24 protein-coding genes, 1 tRNA gene and 1 riboswitch are annotated in these 23,416 nt (G+C 71.1%); of the genes, 16 read left to right on the forward strand and 9 right to left on the reverse strand.

The genetic code is table 11. From position 1 onward, the window contains the following. Positions 1-112: 112 nt before the first annotated feature. The 6 genes from D8M35_RS05100 (at position 113) to pstB (ending at position 7,990) form a co-directional block, all read left to right on the forward strand. Positions 113-2,278 (forward strand): RNA degradosome polyphosphate kinase, encoded by a 2,166-nt coding sequence (locus D8M35_RS05100; RefSeq protein ID WP_126890878.1) that lies wholly within the window; start codon positions 113-115, stop codon positions 2,276-2,278. Beyond that, complete coding sequence (locus D8M35_RS05105) at positions 2,275-3,222, forward strand: NUDIX domain-containing protein (protein ID WP_126890879.1); 948 nt, start codon at positions 2,275-2,277, stop codon at positions 3,220-3,222. The genes D8M35_RS05100 and D8M35_RS05105 overlap by 4 nt, the downstream gene beginning before the upstream one ends. 506 nt (positions 3,223-3,728) lie before the next feature. Further along, a complete protein-coding gene (locus tag D8M35_RS05110; protein ID WP_126890880.1) occupies positions 3,729-4,835 on the forward strand; it encodes a phosphate ABC transporter substrate-binding protein PstS in 1,107 nt (368 codons plus the stop codon). Positions 4,836-5,057: 222 nt separating this feature from the next. Continuing rightward, the gene (gene pstC, locus D8M35_RS05115) at positions 5,058-6,008 is read left to right on the forward strand and encodes a phosphate ABC transporter permease subunit PstC (protein ID WP_126890881.1); all 951 of its coding nucleotides are present in this window, start codon (positions 5,058-5,060) and stop codon (positions 6,006-6,008) included. Positions 6,009-6,021: 13 nt separating this feature from the next. Beyond that, entirely contained in the window at positions 6,022-7,107 is a 1,086-nt protein-coding gene (gene pstA, locus D8M35_RS05120; protein ID WP_126890882.1) for a phosphate ABC transporter permease PstA, read from the forward strand. A 103-nt stretch (positions 7,108-7,210) separates the two neighbouring features. Beyond that, complete coding sequence (gene pstB / locus D8M35_RS05125) at positions 7,211-7,990, forward strand: phosphate ABC transporter ATP-binding protein PstB (protein ID WP_111228243.1); 780 nt, start codon at positions 7,211-7,213, stop codon at positions 7,988-7,990. A 202-nt stretch (positions 7,991-8,192) separates the two neighbouring features. On the opposite strand, the gene D8M35_RS05130 is transcribed toward pstB, so the two are convergent. The 3 genes from D8M35_RS05130 to D8M35_RS05140 all read right to left on the reverse strand — a co-directional run bounded on the left by D8M35_RS05130 (position 8,193) and on the right by D8M35_RS05140 (position 10,932). After that, positions 8,193-9,110: an anti-sigma factor gene (locus D8M35_RS05130; protein WP_126890883.1), complete on the reverse strand. Its 918-nt coding sequence runs from the start codon at positions 9,108-9,110 to the stop codon at positions 8,193-8,195. Continuing rightward, positions 9,107-9,706 (reverse strand): sigma-70 family RNA polymerase sigma factor, encoded by a 600-nt coding sequence (locus D8M35_RS05135; protein ID WP_126890884.1) that lies wholly within the window; start codon positions 9,704-9,706, stop codon positions 9,107-9,109. The genes D8M35_RS05130 and D8M35_RS05135 overlap by 4 nt, the downstream gene beginning before the upstream one ends. Before the next feature lie 596 nt (positions 9,707-10,302). Beyond that, a complete protein-coding gene (locus D8M35_RS05140; protein WP_126890885.1) occupies positions 10,303-10,932 on the reverse strand; it encodes a DNA-directed RNA polymerase subunit beta in 630 nt (209 codons plus the stop codon). A gap of 126 nt (positions 10,933-11,058) precedes the next feature. Here D8M35_RS05140 and D8M35_RS16555 point away from each other — a divergent pair, with 126 nt between their 5' ends. The 3 genes from D8M35_RS16555 to D8M35_RS05150 all read left to right on the forward strand — a co-directional run bounded on the left by D8M35_RS16555 (position 11,059) and on the right by D8M35_RS05150 (position 11,867). Then, complete coding sequence (locus D8M35_RS16555) at positions 11,059-11,220, forward strand: DUF2207 domain-containing protein (RefSeq protein ID WP_148113331.1); 162 nt, start codon at positions 11,059-11,061, stop codon at positions 11,218-11,220. 53 nt (positions 11,221-11,273) lie between these two features. Further along, positions 11,274-11,346 (forward strand) — tRNA-Lys (locus tag D8M35_RS05145). Positions 11,347-11,546: 200 nt separating this feature from the next. Next, on the forward strand, positions 11,547-11,867 hold the full coding sequence (locus tag D8M35_RS05150) for a hypothetical protein (RefSeq protein WP_126890886.1): 321 nt from the start codon (positions 11,547-11,549) through the stop codon (positions 11,865-11,867). Between the two features lie 169 nt (positions 11,868-12,036). Here the strand turns inward: D8M35_RS05150 and D8M35_RS05155 are convergent, their stop codons facing one another. Continuing rightward, positions 12,037-12,972, reverse strand: a complete 936-nt coding sequence (locus tag D8M35_RS05155) for an aldose 1-epimerase family protein (protein WP_126890887.1) — start codon at positions 12,970-12,972, stop codon at positions 12,037-12,039. Continuing rightward, positions 12,969-13,820 carry a DeoR/GlpR family DNA-binding transcription regulator gene (locus D8M35_RS05160; RefSeq protein ID WP_126890888.1) on the reverse strand — a complete coding sequence of 284 codons (852 nt, stop codon included), beginning with the start codon at positions 13,818-13,820 and terminating at the stop codon, positions 12,969-12,971. The genes D8M35_RS05155 and D8M35_RS05160 overlap by 4 nt, the downstream gene beginning before the upstream one ends. 64 nt (positions 13,821-13,884) lie before the next feature. On the opposite strand from D8M35_RS05160, the gene galT reads away from it, so the two are divergent. Then, the gene (galT, locus tag D8M35_RS05165) at positions 13,885-14,982 is read left to right on the forward strand and encodes a galactose-1-phosphate uridylyltransferase (RefSeq protein ID WP_126890889.1); all 1,098 of its coding nucleotides are present in this window, start codon (positions 13,885-13,887) and stop codon (positions 14,980-14,982) included. Next, positions 14,979-16,115 carry a galactokinase gene (galK, locus tag D8M35_RS05170; RefSeq protein WP_126890890.1) on the forward strand — a complete coding sequence of 379 codons (1,137 nt, stop codon included), beginning with the start codon at positions 14,979-14,981 and terminating at the stop codon, positions 16,113-16,115. The genes galT and galK overlap by 4 nt, the downstream gene beginning before the upstream one ends. A 114-nt stretch (positions 16,116-16,229) precedes the next feature. On the opposite strand, the gene D8M35_RS05175 is transcribed toward galK, so the two are convergent. From D8M35_RS05175 to glyA, 3 genes are all read right to left on the reverse strand, one after another. Then, the gene (locus tag D8M35_RS05175; protein ID WP_126890891.1) at positions 16,230-16,679 is read right to left on the reverse strand and encodes a hypothetical protein; all 450 of its coding nucleotides are present in this window, start codon (positions 16,677-16,679) and stop codon (positions 16,230-16,232) included. Positions 16,680-16,871: 192 nt separating this feature from the next. Continuing rightward, positions 16,872-17,783, reverse strand: coding sequence for a tetrahydrofolate dehydrogenase/cyclohydrolase catalytic domain-containing protein (locus tag D8M35_RS05180; protein WP_126890898.1), 912 nt, complete (start codon positions 17,781-17,783; stop codon positions 16,872-16,874). Positions 17,784-17,806: 23 nt separating this feature from the next. Next, the gene (gene glyA, locus D8M35_RS05185; protein WP_066658740.1) at positions 17,807-19,090 is read right to left on the reverse strand and encodes a serine hydroxymethyltransferase; all 1,284 of its coding nucleotides are present in this window, start codon (positions 19,088-19,090) and stop codon (positions 17,807-17,809) included. Between the two features lie 57 nt (positions 19,091-19,147). Further along, positions 19,148-19,233: riboswitch (ZMP/ZTP riboswitch) on the reverse strand. Positions 19,234-19,311: 78 nt separating this feature from the next. Here glyA and clpS point away from each other — a divergent pair. Both clpS and D8M35_RS05195 read left to right on the forward strand, forming a co-directional pair. Next, the gene (gene clpS, locus D8M35_RS05190; protein WP_058728592.1) at positions 19,312-19,611 is read left to right on the forward strand and encodes an ATP-dependent Clp protease adapter ClpS; all 300 of its coding nucleotides are present in this window, start codon (positions 19,312-19,314) and stop codon (positions 19,609-19,611) included. Continuing rightward, the gene (locus D8M35_RS05195; protein WP_126890893.1) at positions 19,608-20,084 is read left to right on the forward strand and encodes a DUF2017 family protein; all 477 of its coding nucleotides are present in this window, start codon (positions 19,608-19,610) and stop codon (positions 20,082-20,084) included. The genes clpS and D8M35_RS05195 overlap by 4 nt, the downstream gene beginning before the upstream one ends. 36 nt (positions 20,085-20,120) lie before the next feature. Here the strand turns inward: D8M35_RS05195 and D8M35_RS05200 are convergent, their stop codons facing one another. Further along, entirely contained in the window at positions 20,121-20,999 is an 879-nt protein-coding gene (locus tag D8M35_RS05200; RefSeq protein WP_126890894.1) for an NAD(P)H-binding protein, read from the reverse strand. A 60-nt stretch (positions 21,000-21,059) separates the two neighbouring features. Between D8M35_RS05200 and D8M35_RS05205 the strand changes: the two genes are divergently transcribed. From D8M35_RS05205 to D8M35_RS05215, 3 genes are all read left to right on the forward strand, one after another. Further along, entirely contained in the window at positions 21,060-21,518 is a 459-nt protein-coding gene (locus tag D8M35_RS05205; RefSeq protein WP_126890895.1) for a MarR family winged helix-turn-helix transcriptional regulator, read from the forward strand. 48 nt (positions 21,519-21,566) lie between these two features. Beyond that, positions 21,567-21,986, forward strand: a complete 420-nt coding sequence (locus D8M35_RS05210) for a MarR family winged helix-turn-helix transcriptional regulator (RefSeq protein ID WP_126890896.1) — start codon at positions 21,567-21,569, stop codon at positions 21,984-21,986. Next, positions 21,949-23,416 (forward strand): MFS transporter (locus D8M35_RS05215; protein WP_126890897.1); only part of this gene is annotated, 1,468 nt, incomplete at its 3' end. The genes D8M35_RS05210 and D8M35_RS05215, both read left to right, overlap by 38 nt.

The following is a 23,416-nucleotide window of genomic DNA, read 5'->3' on the forward strand; positions in this document are numbered from 1 at the left end:
CACGTTCGCGCTCGTCGGTGACACTCCTGCACAGGCTGGTCGTTCACGCGCGCTCTCCCCAGCGGTCACCCGTGCTCCTCCGAGCAGAGGGGGCTGGTGGCAGGATGTCGACATGGACACCGAACCGCAGCTCGACGGCGAATCCGTCGCTCCCGACCTCGACGACTTCGACGAGGTCGTCGAGATCGAGCACGAGTCGCTGCCGTCGGACCGCTACTTCGACCGCGAGCTGAGCTGGCTGCGCTTCAACCAGCGCGTGCTCGAACTGGGCGAGGACCGCACGCAGCCACTGCTCGAGCGTGCCAACTTCCTGGCGATCTTCGCGTCCAACCTCGACGAGTTCTTCATGGTGCGCGTCGCGGGGCTCAAGCGTCGCATCGACACCGGCATCGCGGTCCCGACCAACGTCGGCCGCGCGCCGAGCGACGTCCTGCGGGACATCGCGCGGAAGGCGCACGAGCTGCAGGACCGGCACGCGGCTGCCTTCATCGAGTCGCTGAAGCCGGACCTCGACGCCGCCGGGATCCACATCGAGCACTGGTCCGACCTCGACGAGGCCGACCGCCTGCGCATGCGGGAGTACTTCAACGAGCAGATCTTCCCGGTGCTCATGCCGCTCGCGGTCGACCCGGCGCACCCGTTCCCCTACATCTCCGGCCTGTCGCTGAACCTGGCGGTCCGGGTCCGGAACCCGAAGTCGCAGCGGCAGGAGTTCGCGCGCCTCAAGGTGCCGCAGAACTTCTCGCGCTTCATCGCGCTGCCCGACGACGGCTCCGGGCGGATGCGCTTCATCCCGCTCGAGGACCTCATCGCGAACCACCTCGACGACCTGTTCCCCGGGATGGAGGTCCTCGAGCACCACGTCTTCCGCGTCACCCGCAACGAGGACGTCGAGATCGAGGAGGACGAGGCCGAGAACCTCATCCAGGCGCTCGAGCGCGAGCTGCTCCGTCGCCGCTTCGGTCCGCCGATCCGTCTCGAGATCACCGAGGACATGGACCCGGTGACGCTCGACCTGCTCGTGCGCGAGCTCGACGTCACCGAGCAGGAGGTCTACCGCCTGCCGTCGCCGCTCGACCTCGGCGGCCTGTTCGAGATCGCGAAGATCGCCCGCCCGGACCTCCACTACCCGCGCCACGTCCCGACGACCCCGGTGCAGTTCCAGCCGGGCGAGCCGAACACGAAGCCCGACCTGTTCCGCGCCATCGGCTCGCGCGACGTCCTCGTGCACCACCCGTACGAGTCCTTCGCGACGAGCGTGCAGGCGTTCCTCGAGCAGGCCGCTGCCGACCCGAACGTCCTGGCGATCAAGCAGACGCTCTACCGCACGTCCGGCGACAGCCCGATCGTCGAGGCGCTGATCGACGCCGCCGCCGCGGGCAAGCAGGTCCTGGCTCTCGTCGAGATCAAGGCGCGCTTCGACGAGCAGAACAACATCACCTGGGCGCGCAAGCTCGAGAAGGCCGGGGTGCACGTCGTCTACGGCCTGGTCGGACTGAAGACGCACTCGAAGCTCGTGCTCGTCATCCGGCAGGAGGGCGGCACGCTCAAGCACTACAGCCACATCGGCACGGGCAACTACAACCCGAAGACCTCGCGCATCTACGAGGACATGGGGCTGTTCACCGCGGACGACACCGTGGGCAAGGACCTCACCCGTCTGTTCAACGAGCTGTCCGGCTACGCGATCGAGAAGAAGTTCAAGCGGCTGCTCGTCGCGCCGCTGCACCTGCGCAAGGGGCTCGTGAAGCGGATCCAGGCCGAGGCCGCCAACGCCCGCGCCGGAAAGCCGTCCGGCATCCGGATCAAGGTCAACTCGATGGTCGACGAGCAGATCATCGACGCGCTCTACCTGGCGAGCCAGGCCGGTGTGCCGATCGACGTCTGGGTGCGCGGCATCTGCTCGCTGAAGCCGGGCATCGAGGGCGTCAGCGAGACGATTCGCGTGCGCAGCGTCGTCGGCCGGTACCTCGAGCACTCGCGCGCCTTCACGTTCCACAACGACGGCGACCCGGTGGTGTTCATCGGTTCGGCCGACATGATGCACCGCAACCTCGACCGCCGCGTCGAGGCGCTGGTCCGGCTCACCGACCCGGCCCACGTGACCGAGGTCGAGGAGATGTTCGAACTCGCGATGGCGGAGTCGACGAGCTCGTGGCACCTCGAGTCCGACGGCGAGTGGACGCGCCACTCCACGGACCCGGACGGCCGTCCGCTCGACGACGTGCAGAATGTGCTCATGCGGAAGATCTCGGCCCGGAAGCGTTCGGCTCGGTGAGCGGCGGCCCCACGGGGCCCGTCGTCGCGGCGGGCGCGGTCGTCTGGCGTGAACGGGACGGAGTGCCGCTGGTGCTGCTCGTCCACCGGGACCACCACCAGGACGTCTCCCTGCCGAAGGGCAAGGTCGACCCCGGTGAGAGCATCCCGACGACCGCCGTGCGGGAGATCGACGAGGAGACCGGGTACCGCGTCCACCTCGGCGCCCCGCTCGGTACCGCGGAGTACGTGCTCCCGAGCGGTCGCGACAAGGTCGTGCACTACTGGTCCGCCCGCGTCGGCTCGAAGGAGTACGAACGGGCGGGGAAGTTCCGACCGAACGACGAGGTCGCCGCGATCGAGTGGGTGACCGTCGACCGGGCACGGGCACGGCTGACGTACGAACGCGACGTCGCGATCCTCGACCGGTTCGCCGACCGTGTCGCTGCGGGTGAGCACCGGACCTTCGCGCTGATCGCCCTCCGGCACGCGAAGACCGTGCCCGGTTCGGACTGGGACGGCCCCGATGCCACCCGTCCGCTGCTGCCGGTCGGACGGTCCCAGGCCAAGGCCGTCGCGGCTCCCGTCGCGGCGTTCGGTCCGAAGAAGATCGTCAGCAGCACGGCGGCTCGGTGCCTCGCGACCGTCGAGCCGCTCTCGGCGCGGACGAAGGTCGGGGTCTCGAGCACGACGGACATCAGCCAGGACGCCCACGACCGCGGGGCCGCCGACGTCAAGGGCGTCGTGCAGAAGCGGATCGCGAAGGCGAAGTCCGCCGTGCTGTGCTCCCACGGTCCCGTGCTGCCGGACATCATCGCGCGCATCGCCTCGGCCACCGCCGACGACCGCCGTCGCTTCGACCTCCGTCGGGCCGCGATGCTCTCGGTCGGGGACTTCGCGGTGCTGCACATCGCGGGCGAGAAGCTCGTCGCCGTCGAGACCCACCGCAACACGATCCCGGCCTGACCCGGGCGCCCGGTCGGACCGGGACGCAGCGCAGCACAGCACAGCACAGCACAGCACAGCACGACCCAGCACGACCCACGACCCACGACCCACGACCCACGACCCACGGTGCGGTCGCGACGCCCCGTCCTGCCCGCCCCCGCAGCGCTCCGGCCCGCTCGCACCGGTCCGCCCCGGTCAGCGCCCGCCGCACCGCGTCGTCCGGTCCGCATCCACCAGACCGCAGGCGACGAGGCGGCGGCGTGGCGCGCCTCCAGACCGGACCCCGCATCGCACCGCTGAACCGATGCGATCGCATCGTCCGTCCCCGCGCACGGTGACCCGATCCTGCACCCTCCGGGAACCGCGCGCCCGGCGCCCGAGCCGGGACAACCCCTCGTTCACCTCCCGTTCACCGAGGAGCGTCATCCCCGTCACCTCGCGTCCCTACAGTCGCTCCCGGGTCAGCACCGGCCCGAGGGACCAGCAGCGGTCCCGCCTGCAATGACATTCCCGAAGGGACCCCTGTGAACATCAAGCGAATCGGTTCGATCGCAGCGATCGCGATCGCCGGCGCCGTCGTGCTGTCCTCCTGCGCGGCGAACGAGAGCGGCAGCGGCGACACCGCAGCGCCGACCTCGAGCTCGGGCACCGACTACTCGAAGCTCTCGGGCACGCTGACCGGCTCCGGCTCGTCGGCGCAGCAGACCGCTGAGGCCACCTGGGCTGCGAACTTCCAGAACGTCGCCTCCGGCGTGACGGTCAACTACTCGCCGGACGGCTCCGGCGCCGGCCGCAAGAACTTCATCTCGGGTGCCGCGGACTTCGCCGGCTCCGACGCCGCGCTCAAGGACGAGGAGCTCTCGGGCTCGTTCGGCCTGTGCGCGGACAAGGCCATCGACATCCCGGTCTACATCTCCCCGATCGCCATCGCCTACAAGGTCGAGGGCGTCTCCGACCTGACGCTCGACGCGAAGACCATCGCGGGCATCTTCTCGGGCAAGATCACCAAGTGGAACGCCTCCGAGATCGCCGACCTGAACAAGGGCGTCGACCTGCCGGACGCGAACATCACCGTGATCCACCGCTCGGACGACTCGGGCACCACGCAGAACTTCTCCGAGTACGTCTCGGCGAACGCGTCGGACGTCTGGACCGAGGCCCCCAGCCAGACCTTCCCGTACCAGGTCGGTGACTCGGCCAAGGGCACCTCGGGTGTCGCCTCGGCGATGGCCAGCGCCTCCAACGCCATCACCTACATCGACGACTCCGGCGCCGGAGACCTCGACAAGGCGAAGCTCATGGTCGGCGACAAGGCCACCGAGATCTCGGCCGAGGGCGCTGCCAAGGTCGTCGCGGACTCCGACACGGTCTCGGGCCGCTCGGAGAACGATCTCGCCATCGAGATCAACCGTAAGGACACCGCCGAGGGTGCCTGGCCGCTGGTCCTCGTCTCCTACGCGATCGCCTGCCAGGAGTACAAGGACTCCGCCAAGGGTGAGCTCGTGAAGGGCTACCTCGACTACGTCGTCACGCAGGACGCGCAGGAGGCCGCCGCGAAGGAGGCCAAGTCGGCCGCCCTCTCCTCCGACCTGTCGGAGAAGGCCGCCAAGGCCGTCGCCTCCATCAAGTAAGGCCCGCTGAGCGCCCGGACGCCGGTCCCACCCATCCTGACCGGCGTCCGGGTTCTCGCCCGTCCAGCGCGGACGCAGCACCGGCCGGACCGGACGCAGCACCAGCAGCACCGGCCGGACCGGACGCAGCACCAGCAGCACCACCAGCTCCACCAGTTCCACCCCGTCGCCTCCCCCGGCCGCTCCTCGACGGAGCCCGGCCTCCCCTCCGACAGGAGTCCCATGACGACCGCACCGGCCCAGCCAGGGGCCACCGTCTCCCCCCCCAAGCCGAAGGCCGTCGTCCGCGTCGGCGACCGGGTGTTCTCGACCGCCTCGGTGGTCGCCGGCAGCCTGATCCTCTTCGTGCTCGTGCTCGTCGCCGCCTTCCTGGTCTGGCAGAGCATCCCCGCCTTCACGGCGAAGGTCGGCGAGCTGCCGAACAACGCCACGAGCTTCTGGGACTACGTCGGTCCGCTCGTGTTCGGCACCGTCTACTCGGCGCTCATCGCGCTCGTCATCGCCGTGCCGCTCTCGCTGGGCATCGCGCTCTTCATCTCGCACTACGCACCGCGTCGCATCGCGCCGGTGCTCGGGTACGTCATCGACCTGCTGGCCGCGGTGCCGTCGGTCGTCTACGGCCTCTGGGGCATCGTGGTGCTCGCGCCGCTGCTCAAGCCGTTCTACGGCTTCCTCAACGAGTACCTCGGCTGGTTCCCGCTCTTCTCGGGGCAGGTCTCCGGCACGGGCCGCACCATCCTGACGGCGTCGATCGTCCTCGCGGTGATGGCGATCCCGATCATGACCGCGGTCATGCGCGAGATCTTCCTGCAGGCCCCGACCCTCAACGAGGAGGCCGCACTCGCCCTCGGCGCGACGCGCTGGGAGATGATCCGCCTGTCGGTCCTGCCGTTCGCGAAGTCCGGCATCGTCTCGGCGATCATGCTCGGCCTCGGTCGCGCGCTGGGCGAGACGATGGCGATCGCCCTCGTGCTCTCGGTCTCGACCAACGTCACCTTCCAGATGCTGACGTCGCTCAACCCCTCGACGATCGCGGCGAACATCGCCCTGCAGTTCGCCGAGGCGTCGGGCACGGCCCTGAACGCCCTGGTCGCGTCGGGCCTGATCCTCTTCGTCATCACCCTGGTCATCAACATGCTGGCGCGCTACATCGTGCGCAAGCGGGTCTCCTGAGAGGTCACGCCCGATGTCCCTCGCCCTCCGTCAGACCGGCACCGCCGGCAACGTCTACGCCAACGGCAAGCTGCACAAGTCGGTGCCGTGGCTCCTCCTCGTCGGCTCCTGGGTCGCCCTGGTCGCGGTCTTCGCCCTGCTGAACGCGGGCGGTGCGGTGAAGGACTTCAACGTCGTCGCCGCCCTGTTCCTCGGCACCGTCCTGTTCGACGTCCTCATCGTCGTGGTGTCGCGCATCGTCGAGGGCGGGCGCAAGGCGGTCGACCGGCTCATCACCTCGCTGGTGATCACGGCGTTCGTCATCGCGGTGCTCCCGCTGGTGTCGCTGCTCTGGACCGTCCTGGCCGACGGTCTCGCCCGCTTCGACGCCCAGTACTTCAACTCCTCGATGCGCGGCGTCATCTCCGACGGCGGCGGCGCCCTGCACGCCCTCATCGGCACGCTCGAGATCACGCTGTTCGCCGCGCTCATCTCGGTGCCGATCGGCCTGCTCACCTCGATCTACCTGGTCGAGTACGGCAAGGGCGCGCTGGCGAAGGGCATCACGTTCTTCGTGGACGTCATGACGGGCATCCCGTCGATCGTCGCCGGTCTCTTCGCCTACTCGCTGTTCGCGCTGTTCCTCGGCCCGGGCGCCCGCTTCGGCCTCGTCGGCTCGATCGCGCTGAGCGTCCTGATGATCCCCGTGGTCGTCCGCTCCACCGAGGAGGTCCTGAAGATCGTCCCGATGGAGCTCCGCGAGGCCTCGTACGCGCTCGGCGTGCCGAAGTACCTGACGATCCTCAAGGTGGTGCTGCCGACCAGCCTGGCCGGCATCACGACGGGCGTCATGCTGTCGATCGCCCGCGTCATCGGCGAGACCGCGCCGCTGCTGGTCACGGCCGGCTTCACCGCGAGCATGAACTACGACCTGTTCAAGAACCCGATGATGACCCTGCCGGTCTTCGCGTACACGCAGTACTCGCAGCAGGGCGCCAACCCGGTGCCGTTCGTCGACCGGGCCTGGACCGCGGCGCTCGTGCTCATCCTCATCGTGATGGTGCTCAACCTGCTCGCCCGCTTCATCACCCGCCTCTTCGCCCCCAAGCTCCCCCGCTAGCGCCGACCGCCAGCGGAGCGGCACCCGGTCGGTGCACCCGACCAGCCCGCCAGCGCAGCGCGTCAGCCGTACGGCAACGACCATCCACCCCGGAGGAAACCACGTGTCCAAGCGCATCGAGGTCGACGGCCTCAACGTCTACTACTCGAAGTTCAAGGCCGTCGAGGGCGTCGACATGACGATCGAGCCCCGCACCGTCACCGCCTTCATCGGCCCGTCGGGCTGCGGCAAGTCCACCTTCCTCCGCACGCTGAACCGCATGCACGAGGTCATCCCCGGCGCGTACGTCGAGGGCTCCGTCAAGATCGACGGCGACGACCTGTACGGCCAGGGCGTCGACCCGGTGCTCGTCCGCCGTCAGGTCGGCATGGTGTTCCAGCGTCCGAACCCGTTCCCGACGATGTCGATCCGCGACAACGTGCTGGCCGGCGTGAAGCTCAACAACAAGCGCGTCTCGAAGTCCGAGGCCGACGACATCGTCGAGCGCTCGCTGCAGGGCGCGAACCTGTGGAACGAGGTCAAGGACCGCCTCGAGAAGCCGGGCATGGGCCTGTCCGGTGGGCAGCAGCAGCGTCTCTGCATCGCCCGCGCGATCGCCGTGCAGCCGGACGTCCTGCTCATGGACGAGCCGTGCTCGGCCCTCGACCCGATCTCCACGCTCGCGATCGAGGACCTGATCGAGGAGCTCAAGAAGGACTTCACGATCGTGATCGTCACGCACAACATGCAGCAGGCGTCGCGCGTCAGCGACAAGACCGCGTTCTTCAACATCGCGGGCACCGGTGCGCCGGGCAAGCTCATCGAGTTCGACGACACCGCCACGATCTTCTCGAACCCGTCCGTGCAGGCGACCGAGGACTACGTCTCGGGTCGCTTCGGGTGATCGGCGCCCGGTCCGTCTCCTGACGGTCGGCCTGGAGGCCCGGTGCACGTCCGCCACGGACGGCACCGGGCCTCGCTGCGTCGGTTCCGGCTCGTCGATGGAGCAGAAGACGTCGGGTCACTACACGGGACCCGACGTCTTCTGCTCCATCAACGAAAGAGGCGGACGAGGACGGACCCCGATCGCACCACGAACGTCGGTGCTACGCCTGGGTCGTGGGGACGGCCATGAGCGGCGTCGAGGTCGGCTGGTCGGACCCGCCCTCGGGCTCGACCGTCATGCCGATCGCCGCACCCGGTGTGAGCTTGCCGTCGAGGACCGCCGTGTGCACGCCGTTCCGGGCACCGTCGACCAGGCCGGCGGGGACGATCTCGCCGCCCTCGGACCCGATGTACCAGAGCTCGTAGGTCTTGCCCGCGGGAGCCTGCTCGACACCGTCGAGGATGACCGCGGACCTGCCGACGTCGTGCGACCAGACCACCGTCGCCGAGCCCCCACCGGGGACCTTCGCGGTCGTGCGCTGGAAGTCGGACGCGGCGTAGATGGAGTCGAGCGTGCCCGAGGCCTGGGTGGTCCCCGGGCCGGTGCCCTCGGTCTGACCGAAGTTCGTGCCGACACCGAGCCCGACACCGAGGAACACCACGGCGACGGCGGCTGCGGCGGACAGGGCGGCCGCGGGACGCTGGAACCAGCGGCGGCGGGCCTTCGCCGAGGCCGCACCCTCGTCGTGGCCGACGGCAGGACCCGCGCCGAACCCGACGACGTTCTCGGTCTCGGCGACCTGCGCCGGGGCGGGAGCCGCACCGGCGACGGGGGTGGGCGACGGGGCGGAGGCGAGCGGAGCCTCCAGACCGGTGCCCGACGAGGCAGCGTCCAGCGGAGCAGCCTGCGGCGTGCGGGCGATCTGTGCCATCAGCGACGTCTTGAGCGACGCCGACGGCTCGATCGGCTCGACGGCGTACGCGAGCTGCAGCGCGGTCTCGCGGAGCGAATCCGTCTCCGCCTGCAGCTCCGGCGACGTCGTCAGGGCGTGCTCGAGGAGCGCGCGCTCGTCGTCCGACAGGGCGTCCAGGGCGTGCGACCCGGTGAGCAGGGCAGGGTCGTCGTGGCGTTCGGTCATGACGTCACCCCCATCTCGTCTCGGAGTCGGATCATCCCGTCACGGAGACGGGTCTTGACGGTGCCGATCGGGACACCGAGCCGTTCGGCCATCTCGCTGTGCGAGTAGCCGCCGTAGTACGCGAGTTGCACCGCCTGGCGCTGGAACTCGGTGAGCTTGGCGAGCGCGCGGCTGACGCGTTCGTGCTCGATCCGGATCTCGACCGACTCGGACACCTGGTCGAAACCGGACTCCAGGTCGCGGATGCCGATCTTGGTGTCCCGGTCGTGCGACGCCTGCGATGCCCGGATCCGGTCGACCGCTCGACGGTGGGCCATCGTGAGGACCCAGCTGGCGGCGGTGCCGCGTGAACGATCGAAGCGGGTGGCCTGCTGCCACACCTCGAGGAAGACCTCCTGCGTGACCTCCTCGGACTGGGCGCGGTCCTTGAGGAGTCGCGTGACCAGACCGAGCACACGGCCCGACAGGGCGTCGTAGAGGTCGGAGAAGGCTGCCTGGTCGCCGGAGGCGACACGAGCGAGCAGATCGTCAGGCGACACGGGTACGGGCTCGGTGGAGCTCCAGGCCTCGGTGTCGTGTTCCACGAGCGCAAGCATTGCAGGTTTCCCCCCTCTCGGTGGCATCGGTTCCGACATGTGCGTCCACTTCGCAGGTCGGGTTCGGGTGGTTCGGATCCTCGCGGCGTGGAGCGGGTGCGCGAGGGCCGCACGGCCCGCAGGGAATTGACCGGCGGGTACCGGACCGGGTCGAGCGGGCCCTCGCTGTGACGTCCGCGAGGAGCGTCACACCCTCTGTTCGGCACCGTCGCCCGAGCGGATTGGGCAGAGCTGCGTCGCGCTCGTGTCCAGGGCACGCCCGGCTGCGCTCCGTGTCCGTCGAGAGTGAACACGGTCACGCGCACAGGGCGACTCTCGTAGACTCGACGTCGCCGGGCCGCAGCAAGCCCCGGGCTCCAAAATTCGCCGCTTCGAGCGGCCTCGCGCCGAGAGGCGCTTCTGCGGCCCGGTCTTCGCACGTCCGGGGGCTTCCGCGGCTCGTCGTCCGCCGTCGTGGGCTGGTGCCTTGACGCGCCCCCGAGCCGACGTCGCACCCGTGTGCTCAGGGGCGCGACGTCCGGACCGGGGCGCGATGCGACTCGGGCGCGGGTGGCAGTCGGTCTGGAGGCGCGCTGCCGGCCCGCCCCGCCGCTCGCTCAGTCCAGGCTGTCGCGACGCCAGAGCGCCGCCGCCTCGGTCAGGTCGGCCGCGAGTTCCGTCAATCGGAGCGCCCGACGCGTCAGCTCACTCGCGCGCTCCCCTGCCGTCAGGTCGGCATCGTCCGCGACCGAGGTCGCCCCCGCGGCGGTCAGCCGGCAGAACGCCGCGCCGCGGTCGAGCGCCACCGCGAGGTCGCCCGTGTACAGCCCGTGCAGGATGCTGTCCGCCAGGGTCAGGATCTCCGCCGGACCCGTCGGCTGCTCGGCGCCCGCGACGGCCTCGTCGATCGTGCCGATCTGCGCGGTGCCCCGCTCGAAGAAGTACGCGATCTCCTCCGGGTTCTGCCGGATGACGACCCGCACGAGGTAGATCCGCCACAGCGCCCCGGGGAGCGTGTGCGCACCGACGCGTGCCCACAGCTCGGCGATCGCGTCGATGCCGTGCACGTCCGTGTAGGTCACGAGCCGCTCGACCACCGCCGGGTCCGGGTCCTGCCGGACGCGGTGGAGCAGCGCGTTCGCCGTCTCGTGCGCCACACGGTTGACCAGGGCCGGGTCGTCACCGCCCTGGATCGCGGCGAACTCCTGGTCGGTGAAGTGGACGGGACGGTGGTGATCGCGAGGCACCCGGCGAGTGTAGGCGCGGCCGCCGACGTGCACGTCCCCCGTTCGCCACGAACGCAACCGGGCACTCCCGGGTACCGTGCTCCGGCAGGGAGGCACTCCTCCCGGACGTTGAGAAGAGGAGACTCCATGAACGCCCTGCTCGTCATCCTGGCCGTGATCGCGGTCATCCTGCTGTTCGTCGGTGGCTTCACCGCGAGCCTCAAGTTCCTGCTGTGGGTCGGCATCGTGCTGCTCGTCATCGCGGTGATCGTGTGGCTCCTGCGGACGCTCACCGGGCGCCGCAGCTGAGCGACAGCGCTGGTACCCGACTGGAGGCCCTCACCCGCTAGCCTTGCGGGTGAGGGCCTCTAGCTCAGTTGGTAGAGCACCGGACTTTTAATCCGAGGGTCGTGGGTTCGAGCCCCACGGGGCCCACCTCCTCCACCTCCGACGTCACCGAGCCTTGTTCAGGCATCTGTCGGGGTACAACCCGGACTCAGCATGTTCATGGTGCGTCCTGTGCACAGTTCAGACCTCGTTCAGCGGTTTGCAGGCGCAGCGCCGATAGTGTCGTTCCCGGATCCGATCAGCGGGTCCGGAACCACCGCAGCACCAGAGAACGAACGGGGTACACCGTGACCGAGCCCATCGACGCCACGCAGACCAGCACCACCGGTGACGCGCGCCGCATCGTCGAGCTCGCAGCAGCGACGAACACCACCATGAGCAACCAGCTCCTCCTCGACACCCTGCGCCGCAACGCGCAGGTCACGACCCGGCACATCCGCACCGACTTCGTCGAGGTCGCCACCGCCACCGCCGTCCTCGGGTACGTGTGCCGGCAGGGCAGCGAGTACACGGCCCTGCGCGGCGACGACCCGGCCTGGGCACAGGAGATCGGCCGCTACGGCACCGAGTCGCTCGCGGTCGAGGCACTGCGCATGCGCCGCGCCTGACGCACACGAGCACGCACGACGAAGGCCGCCCCACACGGGGCGGCCTTCGTCGTGTCCGGGTGCCTCACGGGCGCGGGGCCGAGTCTCGCGCTGAGCGACGGATCGCAGGCCCGGGAGCGCGAGGACCGTCGCTGCACGCGAGACTCGGGCCCCGAACACCCGCCGGCGGTCAGGACCAGACGCGGCGGATGCCCCAGGTACCGGTCCAGGACTCGTCGGGCTCGAGCCAGCGCAGGCCCTCGCCGGAGTTCAGGGCGTTGGCGGGCGCCGTCATCGGTTCGACCGCCACGGCCAGCCCGGTGCCGTCGCCTCGGGGGAACTCACGGGAGGTGAAGACCTGCACGTAGGGGAACGACTCGTCCTGCCAGAGCTCGACGCCGTCGCCCTCCGGGCCGTGCAGCGTCGTGTGCCGGACACCGTGCTCGTCGGCGGCGATGTCCCGGTACGCGGTGTCGAGGTCGGCGTCACCGGCGCGCTGTCCCGACCGCAGGTCGTAGGGCGTGCCCTCGACGGACACCGTGCCGTCCGGGATCTTGTGCTCGTCGACGGTGAACGCCGTGGCGGCGTCGAGCGTGATGACGAGGTCCTCGGCCGGGGTGTCACCCGCACGCAGGTACGGGTGGGCCCCGACGGCGAAGGGGGCGCGGACGCCGGAGCGGTTCACGATCGTGTGGGTCACCCGGACGCCGTCGTCGACGAGCTCGTGGTGCACGCGGGTCTCGAGCGTGAACGGCCAGCCGTGCTGCGGGTGGATCGTCGCCTGCTGCTCGATCGACGACTCGGTCTGGGTCACCACGCGGTACGGCGAGAACCGCAGCAGCCCGTGCGAGGCGTTGCCGTACTTCGGCTCGGAGACGTCCAGCTGCTGCCGCCCGCCGTCGAGCTCCCAGACGGCACCGGCGACGCGGTTCGGCCACGGGACGAGCACGATGCCGTCGGCGCCGGGCGGCAGCGAGGTCACGGGGAACGGCTCGGTCAGGTCGAACCCGGCGACGCGGAGCTCCCGGATGCCCGCGGCGACCTCGGTGACGACGGCCTCGACGACCCCGTCCGGCCCGGCGTGGCGGAGGTGGTACTGCGCTCCGGTGGGTGCTGCTGCGGTCATGCGTGCGACTTCCTTCCGTCTGGTGCTGTGCCGCCGTCCTCGTCGGCCACGATCACCCGGACCCCTGCCGCCCGGACCGGGGCGACGGCGTCCGCCGTGACCTCGGCGGTGACGACGACGTCGATGTCCTCGAGCGGGCGGACGACGCCGAGGTGGGTCCGGCCGAACTTCGAGCCGTCCGCCACCACGACGGTACGCCGGGCTGCGTCGGCCAGCATCCGCTTCGCCTCGGTCTCGGGCAGGTTCACGTTCGTCAGGCCGTGCTCGACGTCGAGCCCGGTGCCGCCGAGGAACACCACGTCCGCAGCGATCATCGGGAGCACCGCGCCGAGGAAGGGCGCGACGAGGGAGTGCTGGAGCGGGCGGAGGGTCCCCCCGGTGACGACCACGGTGAACCGCGGGACCGCCGGTTCGAGCGCGAGCGCCGTCGTCAGTGAGTTGGTGACGACGGTGAGGTCGGTCAGGTCCTCCCGCGCGACGAGTGCCGTCGCCACCGCGGCCGGCGTGGTGCCGACGTCGAGCACGACGCACTCGCCGGACCGGACCATGGCCGCCGCAGCACGGCCGATGGCGGCCTTGGCGACCTGGTGCTCGACGGCGGTCTCCTCGAAGGGGCGCTCGGGGGAACCGGCCCCGCGGCGGACCGCACCACCGCGCACCCGACGGATGCGGGCCTCCTGGTCGAGCAGGGCGAGGTCCTGGCGGACGGTCACCTCGCTGGTGCCCAGCGCCGCTGCCAGGGAGGCCGTCCGGACCAGGCCGGGGGCACCCTCGACGATGGAGACGATGCGGTCCTGCCGCAGCGGCGCGGGCAGCGACCCGTCGAGGAAGGAGAGGTCATCGCGCACAGGGCGAGTTTCGCGCACTTACGGAGTCTTTCGCAACGCTTCGCCAGGCGAGTAGGCTGCTGCGGTGATCACCAAGCGCGTGACGACGCTCGCCGACGGACGCGAGCTCATCTACTTCGACGACGCCGACACCCAGCTGCCCGCCGAGCGCAGCATCGACCAGCGCGTCCTCGATCCTCGGCCGGAGACGGCCCGGATGCGGCAGGACGTCCTGACCGGCGAGTGGGTGTCCATCGCCTCGAGCCGGCAGAACCGCGTGTTCCTGCCGCCCGCCGACCAGGACCCGCTCGCGCCGCAGACCGCGGCGAACCCGTCCGAGATCCCGAGCCGCTACGACGTGGCGGTGTTCGAGAACCGGTCCCCGTCGTTCGGCCCGCTGCTCGAGGCGGACGACGCCCCCGAGTCGCTCGAGTCCCTGTCCGACGTCGGGCTCAACCGCCAGCTCCGGAGCGTCGGCCGCTGCGAGGTCGTGTGCTTCTCCCCCGAGACGAGCGGCTCGTTCGCCTCGATCAGCGAGTCGCGCGCCCGCACCGTGGTCGAGGCGTGGGCGGACCGCACCGCTGCACTGTCGGCGATGCCCGGCATCCAGCAGGTGTTCCCGTTCGAGAACCGCGGCGAGGCGATCGGCGTCACGCTGCACCACCCGCACGGGCAGATCTACTCGTACCCGTACGTCACCCCCCGCACGCAGCGACTGCTCGCGTCGATCGAGCGCTTCGGTCCGGACCTGTTCGAGCAGCACCTCGCGAACGAGCGGGCCTCCGAGCGCGTCGTGCTGCAGGGCGAGCACTTCACCGCCTTCGTGCCGTTCGCCGCGCGCTGGCCGATCGAGATCCACATGCTGCCGCACCGGCACGTCCCCGACCTCGCCGGCCTGACCGACGCCGAGAAGGACGAACTCGCGCACATGCACCTGCGGCTCACCCGCGGGCTCGACGCGCTCTACGACAGCCCGACGCCGTACATCGCCGCATGGCACCAGGCGCCGGTGCACACCGCGCGGGACACCGTGCGGCTCATGCTGCAGATCACGTCGCCGCGCCGCGCGGCCGACAAGCTCAAGTTCCTGGCCGGCAGCGAGGCCGCCATGGGCGCCTGGATCGGGGACCTCGTGCCCGAGAAGGCGGCCGAGTTCATCCGAGGAGGGATCGAACGCGCATGACGTTCCAGCAGGTCTACGGGTACGAGCCGACGGTGCGGTACTCCGCACCCGGACGCGTCAACCTGATCGGTGAGCACACCGACTACAACGACGGGTACGTGCTGCCCTTCGCGATCGACCGCCGCACCGTCGCCTCGATCGGGCAGCGGGACGACCGGCTGATCCGGGTCGCCTCGGCGTTCGAGCCCGACGCGGTGCACGAGCTCTCGCTCGACGAGCTCGACCCGTCGCACATGCAGGGGTGGTCGGCCTACGTCTTCGGCATCGCCTGGGCGCTGCGCGAGCAGGCGGGCGCGGACCTGTCCGGCAAGACCGGGTTCGACGTCTTCATCGAGTCGGACGTGCCGGTGGGCGCGGGCCTGTCGTCGAGCGCGGCGATCGAGTGTGGTGTCGCGCTGGCGTTCACCGATCTGTGGGAGCTCGGCCTCTCGCGCAAGCAGTTGGCGCGCGTCGGTCAGTACTCCGAGAACCACGCCGTCGGCGCCCCGACCGGCATCATGGACCAGTCCGCCTCGCTGCTCGGCGAGCAGGACGCGGTCGTGTTCCTCGACTGCCGCACGCTCGACACCGCGGTGGTCGACCTGGCGCTCGAGGCGAACGGGCTCGAGGTGCTGGTCATCGACACCCGCGTCGAGCACGCCCACGCCACCGGCGGCTACAAGGCCCGTCGGGACTCGTGCGAGCGCGGTGCCGCAGCCATGGGCGTCGAGGCGCTCCGTGACGTCGCGGTCGAGGACCTGCCCCGCGCGCAGGAACTCCTCGACGACGAGACCTTCCGCCGCGTCCGGCACATCGTCACCGAGGACCAGCGGGTCCTCGACACCGTGCGCACGCTCCGCGAGCAGGGCCCGCGCGCGATCGGCGAGCTGCTCGTCGCCTCGCACGCCTCCATGCGCGACGACTTCGAGATCTCGGTGCCGGAGCTCGACCTGGCGGTCGAGACCGCGATGGCGCACGGCGCGGTGGGCGCACGCATGACGGGTGGCGGCTTCGGCGGTGCGGCGATCGCGCTGGTCGACCGGGAGGCCCGTGGCACCATCGCGGAGGCCGTCACGTCCGCCTTCGCCGCGGCCGGGTACCGCGAGCCCACCGTGTTCACGGTGCACGCGGCGCAGGGCGCCCGGCGCGACTGACGCGCGGCGCGCTCCGAACCACGTCTCCGACATCGAACCAGCACGCGCGGCTGGTTCGATGTCGGTCCCCCGGTTCGACAGCTCGGAGCCGTACGCCGTCGTCAGGGCGACCGATCAGCCGAGGTAGTCGGCGTACCGCGTCGTCTCGACGACGTCCCCGAGCACGAACGGGTGCGGCTGACCGTGCTCCACGGCCCACTGCACCCAGGCCATCTGCACGGGCATCAGCAGCCAGACCGCCGCGGTGACGACGAGCACACCGGCGAGGGTGAGCCCCATCACGGTGTGCTCGTCGAAGCGGCTCGCGCCTCGGCGGCCGACCGCGACGGCGAACCCGACGAGGGCGATGCCGATGGTCAGGAGCGTCGTGCCGAGGGCCGGCGACGACCGGAAGTCGAACTCCTGGCCGGCGTGGAAGAACGTCGTGCTCCACGTCGAGCCGGGCTGCTGGAACAGGATGCAGAGCACCACGATGACGACCAGCCAGCGGGCGTCCTTCGTGAGCTGGGACGGCGCCGGCCGTGCCCGCAGCACCGGTTCGGTCAGCTCTCCTGCATCCCCCATGACGCGACCGTAGCACCGCGGGAGGCGCGGGGCGGGGGCGATCCGCGCCTCCAGGCCGTCTGAAGGCCCGCCGTCCGTTCCGCGAGGGCGACAGACCACCGCGAACGTTCCGCGGTGGTCTGTCGCGTTCGCGGAACTGACCGGCAGGAGCGGCACCCGGCAGGACCGGCAGGCAGCCGGCCGGCCCGGCCGCTACCGCAGGTGGCGCTCGGCGGCCTCGACCACGTTCTTCATGAGCATCGCGCGGGTCATCGGTCCGACGCCACCCGGCGTGGGCGACAGGTACCCGGCGACCGACGCCACCGCGGGGTCGACGTCGCCGCGGAGCTTCGCCTTCCCCGTGGTCTCGTCGACGATCCGGCTGATGCCCACGTCGATGACCGCTGCACCGGGCTTGACCCAGTCCGGCTGCACGAGTCCGGCGACCCCGGCCGCGGCGACGATGATGTCGGCGCGGCGGCACTCGGCGGCGACGTCCTCGGTCAGCGAGTGCGTCAGCGTCGCGGTCGCCTCGAGCCGGGTGAGGAGCAGGCCGAGCGGACGACCGACCGTCAGCCCCTGCCCGATGATCGTGACGTGCTGCCCGCGGATCGGGACGTCGTACGCCTCGAGCATCGCGACGATGCCGCGCGGGGTGCACGGCAGCGGGGCGTCGATCGTGCCGGCACCACCGGGCACGGCGAGCACGAGCTCACCGAGGTTCGTCGGGTGCAGCCCGTCGGCGTCCTTCGCCGGGTTCATCAGCTCGAGCATCGGGATCGGGTCGATGCCCTGCGGCAGCGGGAGTTGCACGATGAACGCGGTGACCCGGGGGTCGTCGTTCATCTGCAGGATCGCGGCGCGGATGTCCGCAGCCGAAGCGGTCTCCGGGAGGTCGATGCGGACCGAGTCGAGCCCGATCTGCGCCGAGTCCTTGTGCTTGCCGGCGACGTACGACACCGACCCGGGGTTCTGTCCGACCATGATCGTGCCGAGCCCGGGCCGGAACCCGTGGTCGTGCAGGCGGTCGATGCGGACCTTCAGGTCGTCGAGCGTGCGCGCGGCGAGGGCGGTGCCGTCGATGCGGACGGCACTGCCCTCGCCCACCCAACGCTCACGAGGCATCGGCGCGAGCGAGGACGCGGCGCTCACGCGTAGAGCGGGAACGCGTCGGTCAGGGCCTTGACCCGTGCCGACAGCGCTGCGATGTCCGGGTTCGGCATGAGCGTCAGCGCGATGATGTCGGCCACCTCGGTGAACTCGGCGTCACCGAAGCCGCGGGTCGCCAGCGCCGGGGTGCCGATGCGGACACCGGAGGTGACCATCGGCGGACGGGGGTCGAACGGCACGGAGTTGCGGTTCACGGTGATGCCGACCTCGTGCAGCAGGTCTTCGGCCTGCTTGCCGTCGACCTCGGACTCACGGAGGTCGACGAGCACCAGGTGCACGTCGGTGCCACCGGTGAGGACGTCGATGCCGGCGGCCTTCGCGTCGGGCTGCGTGAGCCGGTCCGCCAGGAGACGAGCACCGCGGAGGGTGCGCTCCTGGCGGTCCTTGAACTCCGGCTGGCCGGCGAGCAGGAACGCGGTGGCCTTCGCGGCGATCACGTGCATGAGCGGACCGCCCTGCTGGCCCGGGAACACCGCGGAGTTCAGCTTCTTGAAGAGCGACTCCTCGTTGGACAGGATGATGCCCGAGCGGGGGCCCGCGAGCGTCTTGTGCACCGTCGAGGACACGACGTGGGCGTGCGGCAGCGGCGACGGGTGCAGGCCGGCGGCGACGAGGCCGGCGAAGTGCGCCATGTCCACCCAGAGCGTCGCGCCGACCTCGTCCGCGATCTCGCGGAACTTCGCGAAGTCGAGCTGACGCGGGTAGGCCGACCAGCCGGCGATGAGGACCTTCGGCTGGTGCTCGATCGCCTTCGCGCGGATGTCGTCGTAGTCGACCTCGAAGGTCTCCGGGTCGACGCCGTACGACACCGCGTTGTAGATGCGGCCGGAGAAGTTGAGCTTCATGCCGTGGGTCAGGTGACCACCGTGGGCGAGCTCGAGGCCGAGGATCGTGTCACCCGCGGAGGCGATGGCGTGCAGGACCGCGGCGTTCGCGCTGGCACCGGAGTGCGGCTGCACGTTCGCGTAGGCCGCGCCGAACAGGGCCTTGGCCCGGTCGATGGCGAGCTGCTCGGCGACGTCGACGAACTCGCAGCCGCCGTAGTAGCGCTTGCCCGGGTAGCCCTCGGCGTACTTGTTCGTCAGGACGGAGCCCTGCGACTCGAGGACGGCACGCGGGACGAAGTTCTCGGACGCGATCATCTCGAGGGTGTCGCGCTGGCGGCCGAGCTCGTTCTGCAGCACGGCGGCGATCTCGGGGTCGACCTCGGCGAGCGGGGCGTTGAACGTGGACTGCGCGGTGGCAGGCGTCAGATCGGTGATGGACACGGGACTCCTCGTTGTCTGAGTCGCCGCGCGGACGCGACGAGGTGGACGGGTGGGCGCGGCCCAGGCGTACGGCCGCGCTCCGTGTCAGGTGTCGCTCCCCGATGGTGACCCATCCAACGCCAGTCGCGACCCCACGATCGTACCGAGCGCGCACGTTCGTGTCACCCTTGGGGACATGCACCCGAGCATCCCCGCCGACGCATGACCGTCGACGCATGACGCTGACCAGCCCCGACGTCGAGGAGCGCACCGACCTCGCCGCCCGGTTCGACGTCCCGTGGGTCACCGTGGTCTGGGACGACCCGGTGAACCTGATGTCGTACGTCACCTACGTCTTCCAGAGCTACTTCGGCTTCTCGCACGCCCGCGCCGAGCGGCTCATGCGCCAGGTGCACGACGACGGGCGGGCGATCGTCGCGACGGGCGCCCGCGAGGCGATGGAGCGCCACGTCGAGGCGATGCACGGCTACGGCCTGCAGGCCACCGTCGACCGCGCGGCGGGACCGGACGCGTGATCCCGTTCGCCCGACGCCCCGACGGCGTGCACCTCGCCATGTCCGAGGGCGAGCGCGCCGTCCTCGCGTCGCTCACCGAACAGCTGCAGCAGGTACTCGGTGGCGACCTGTCGTCGGACCCCGTCACGGCCCGGATGTTCCCGGACGCCTACCCGTCGGACACCGAGGCGAGCGACGAGTTCCGCCGCTGGACGCAGGCGGACCTGCTGACGCAGAAGACCGCGAACGCCGACGTCGTGCACGACTGGACCACCGGAGCGCGGGACGGCGCCATGACCCCGCAGGACGAGCAGGCCTGGCTGCGGTGCCTCACCGACCTGCGGTTGACGATCGCGGAGCGGCTCGGCATCACCGACGCCGCGTCGGAGGAGGCCTCGTACGCCGGGGACGCCGGCGTCGGCCTGCGCGACGTCTACGACTGGATCGGGTACGTGCAGGAACACCTGGTCACGACCCTCACCTCCACCGGCTGACGACACGGCCGGGAGGCACCGCGGACGTCCGCCGCGTCACCCCCGGCCCGTCAGCTGCTCGCGGTGGTCGCGTGCCCAGTCCGCCAGGGACCGCGGCGGCCGTCCGGTGATCCGGGTCACGTCGTCGCTCATCACGTCGACGCCGTCGAGTCCGCGGCGGAGCACCCGACCGAACTGCTGCCGGAGCCCCTCCGCCTGCCACGCCGGGACACCGCCGGCGCGGACGACGGTCCGGTAGACGCGGCTCGGCTGGTGCAGGGGACGCACCCGGCGCCCGAGTCCCGACGAGAGCCCGGCGGCGATCCCGCGCGCGTCGAGGGCGTCCGGGCCGGTGAGCACGGGTTCGGTGCCGTCGTGGCCGTCCTCGGTCAGCACCGCGGCGGCGGTCCGGGCGATGTCGGCGGTGTCGATCCAGCCCGCTCGGCCCCGACCGGTGGTGTGCGGGTACCAGCCGCGACGGATCGCCGGTGCGGAGGGCAGCAGGTTCGTCATGAACGCCGACGGGTGCAGGATCGTCCACGCCAGGCCGCTCCCCCGCAGGATCCGGTCGGTCCGCCACGCCGCGGCGGCCCAGGGCATCGGCGAGTGCTCTGCCGCGTCCCCGCCGGACAGGTGCACCACCCGGGGGACGCCCGCCCGCTGCGCCGCACGGACACCGGTCTCGCCCTGCTGCGCCTGGCGCTCGCTGACCGGCGTGACGAGGAAGAACCGGTCGACCCCGTCGAGGGCGTGGGTCAGGGCGTCGAGGTCGTCGAGGTCGGCGAGCCGCGCGTCGATGCCCCGTGCCCGGAGCCGCTCGGCCTGGTCGGGTCGACGGACGACGGCGCGCACCGTCGCTCCGGCGTCGTGCAGCAGCTCGAGCGTCTTCCCGCCGACGTCGCCGGTGACGCCCGTGATCGCGATCGTGTCGGTCATGGGACCCCTCCTTCGGTATCAGTTTCCTGTTACTCGAACGTACGCCGGTAGGATCGGGCCGTGTCCAGCGAACTCTCGGTGCACCACGACGACGTCGACGCGGTCGCCGCCTGGACGGTGATCCGCGCCGCGCGGGAGCTCGCCCGTCGGCTCGCCGAGGAACTCGAACCCCTCGACCTGAGCCCGGTCGAGTTCGGCGCACTGGTGCAGCTCGCCGCCGGCGGCGAGCACAACCAGGCCGAACTCGCGCGCGCCGTGGGGGTACGCCCGCAGAGCATGGCTGCACTGGTGGGCGGACTCGAGCGGCGGGGACTCGTGGAGCGGGGTGCGGTGCCGGGTCGGGGACGGGCCTCCCGGCTGCACCTGACCCGTGACGGACGGGAGCTGCTCGCGGAGGCCTGGCCCCGCGTGCAGGCGAGCAACGCCTGGTTCGGCGACGACGTGGACGGACTCGTGGCCGCGCTGCGGCCGTTCACGACGGACGGCACCATCGCCGCCGCCGTCGACGGTGTCGTCTGATCGGAAGGCAACCTTGCAAGTCGCCCTGCTGGGTCGTACTGTTCCGTCGTGGAACCGATCGACACGCTCGCGGACGACCTGCTGACCCTGCACGGTCGCATCCGCCGCACGCTGCTCGCCGGGAAGGCCGACGAGGTCACCGCGTCCCAGACCGCCGCGCTCGGTCGGCTCCTGCGCCACGGCGAGAGCACCGTCGCCGACCTCGCGCGCGCCGAGGGCGTCCGCCCGCAGTCGATGGGCGCGACCGTGCAGGCGCTCGTCGACCTCGGGCTCGTCGAACGCCGTCCGGACCCGGCGGACGGCCGTCGCACCCTCGTCCGGGCCACGGAGACGGGGTCCCGGGCCCGCGCGGACGCATGGGCCAACCGTTCCCGCGTGCTCACGGACCGTCTGGCGGCCCTGCCCGAGGACGACCGCGCCACGGTCGCCCGTGCCCTCGCGATCCTCCTGCCGCTCACCGACGACTGACCCCGGAAGAAGCCCCACCACGTCCAGCTCGACCTCCCCCGTCCCGACCACCGCCGACACCGCCTCCACCGGCGGGAGCGGCTTCGGCCCGAAGCTCCTCGTCCCCGTCCTGGTCGGGCCGCTCCTCAACCCGATCAACACGACGATGGTGTCGGTGGCACTCGCGCCGATCTCGCGCGACCTCGGCATCGGGGCCGCGCAGGCGATCTGGCTCGTCGCAGCGCTCTACCTCGCGAGTGCGATCGCGCAGCCGACGATGGGCAAGCTCGCGGACCGGTTCGGCCCGAAGAAGGTCTTCACGGCGGGACTCGTCCTGGTCGGGATCGCGGGCGTCGTGCCCGAGGTGCTGACGGGCTTCGGTGGCGCCGTGTTCGCCCGCGTGCTCATCGGCATCGGGACGTCCTCGGCCTACCCGGCGGCCCTGACCACGCTGCGGCAGCACTCGCTGCGGATCGGGAAGCCGACGCCGCCGCTCGTGCTCGGGGCGCTGTCGATCACGTCGCTCGTGTCCGCCGCTGCCGGGCCGCCGCTCGGTGGCGCGCTGATCGCCGCGTTCGGCTGGCACGCGATCTTCCTGGTGAACGTGCCGCTCGCCGTGTTCGGGCTGGTCGTCGCGGGACTCTGGCTGCCGTCCGACCGGCTGCGCCCGCGTGCCGACGAGGACGTCCCGGTGCTGACCGCGCTCGACCCGCTCGGCATGGTGCTCATGACCGGCACGGTGTCGGCGCTGCTGGTGTTCCTGCTCGACCTCGGCGCCGGACTCTGGTGGCTGCTCGCGGTCGCCGTCGTGCTGCTCGTGGCGCTCGTGCTGTGGGAGCTGCGCGCGACGAAACCCTTCGTCGACGTCCGGCTGCTCGTCCGCAACGGCGCCCTGTCCCGCACCTACGCCCGGCTGTTCCTGACCTACCTGCTCGCGTACACGATGACGTACGGGTTCTCGCAGTGGGTGCAGGACGTCGCGGGCTACCCGAGCGACGTCGCCGGGTACCTGCAGCTGCCGGCCGCCGTCGTCGCCGGGGTGGTGTCGTTCCTGGTCGCGCGACGCACCGCCGTCCGCCGGCCGCTCGTCGTCGCGGCGCTCGTCCCCCTGCTCGGCTCCGGGCTCCTGCTCCTGCTGCACGCCGGGTCGCCGCTCGTGCTCCTGCTCGTCGTACCGGCGCTGTTCGGGGTGCCGCAAGCGCTGGCATCGGTGTCGAACCAGGCGGCGCTGTACAGGGTGGTGCCCTCGGAGTACATCGGCACGGCGGCCGGGCTCTCGCGCACGAGCATCTACATCGGCGCGATCGCGGCGTCCTCGTTGATCGGCGGGGTGTTCGGGCAGGCCCCGACCACGCCGGACCTGCACGTGCTCGCGTGGGTGATGCTCGGCGTCGGCGTGCTGCTCAGCGTGCTGACGCTCGCGGACCGGGCACTGGCGCGAGCGTCAGCAC

It is taken from the genome of Curtobacterium sp. HSID17257 (assembly GCF_003989515.1).
Classification (GTDB): domain Bacteria; phylum Actinomycetota; class Actinomycetes; order Actinomycetales; family Microbacteriaceae; genus Curtobacterium.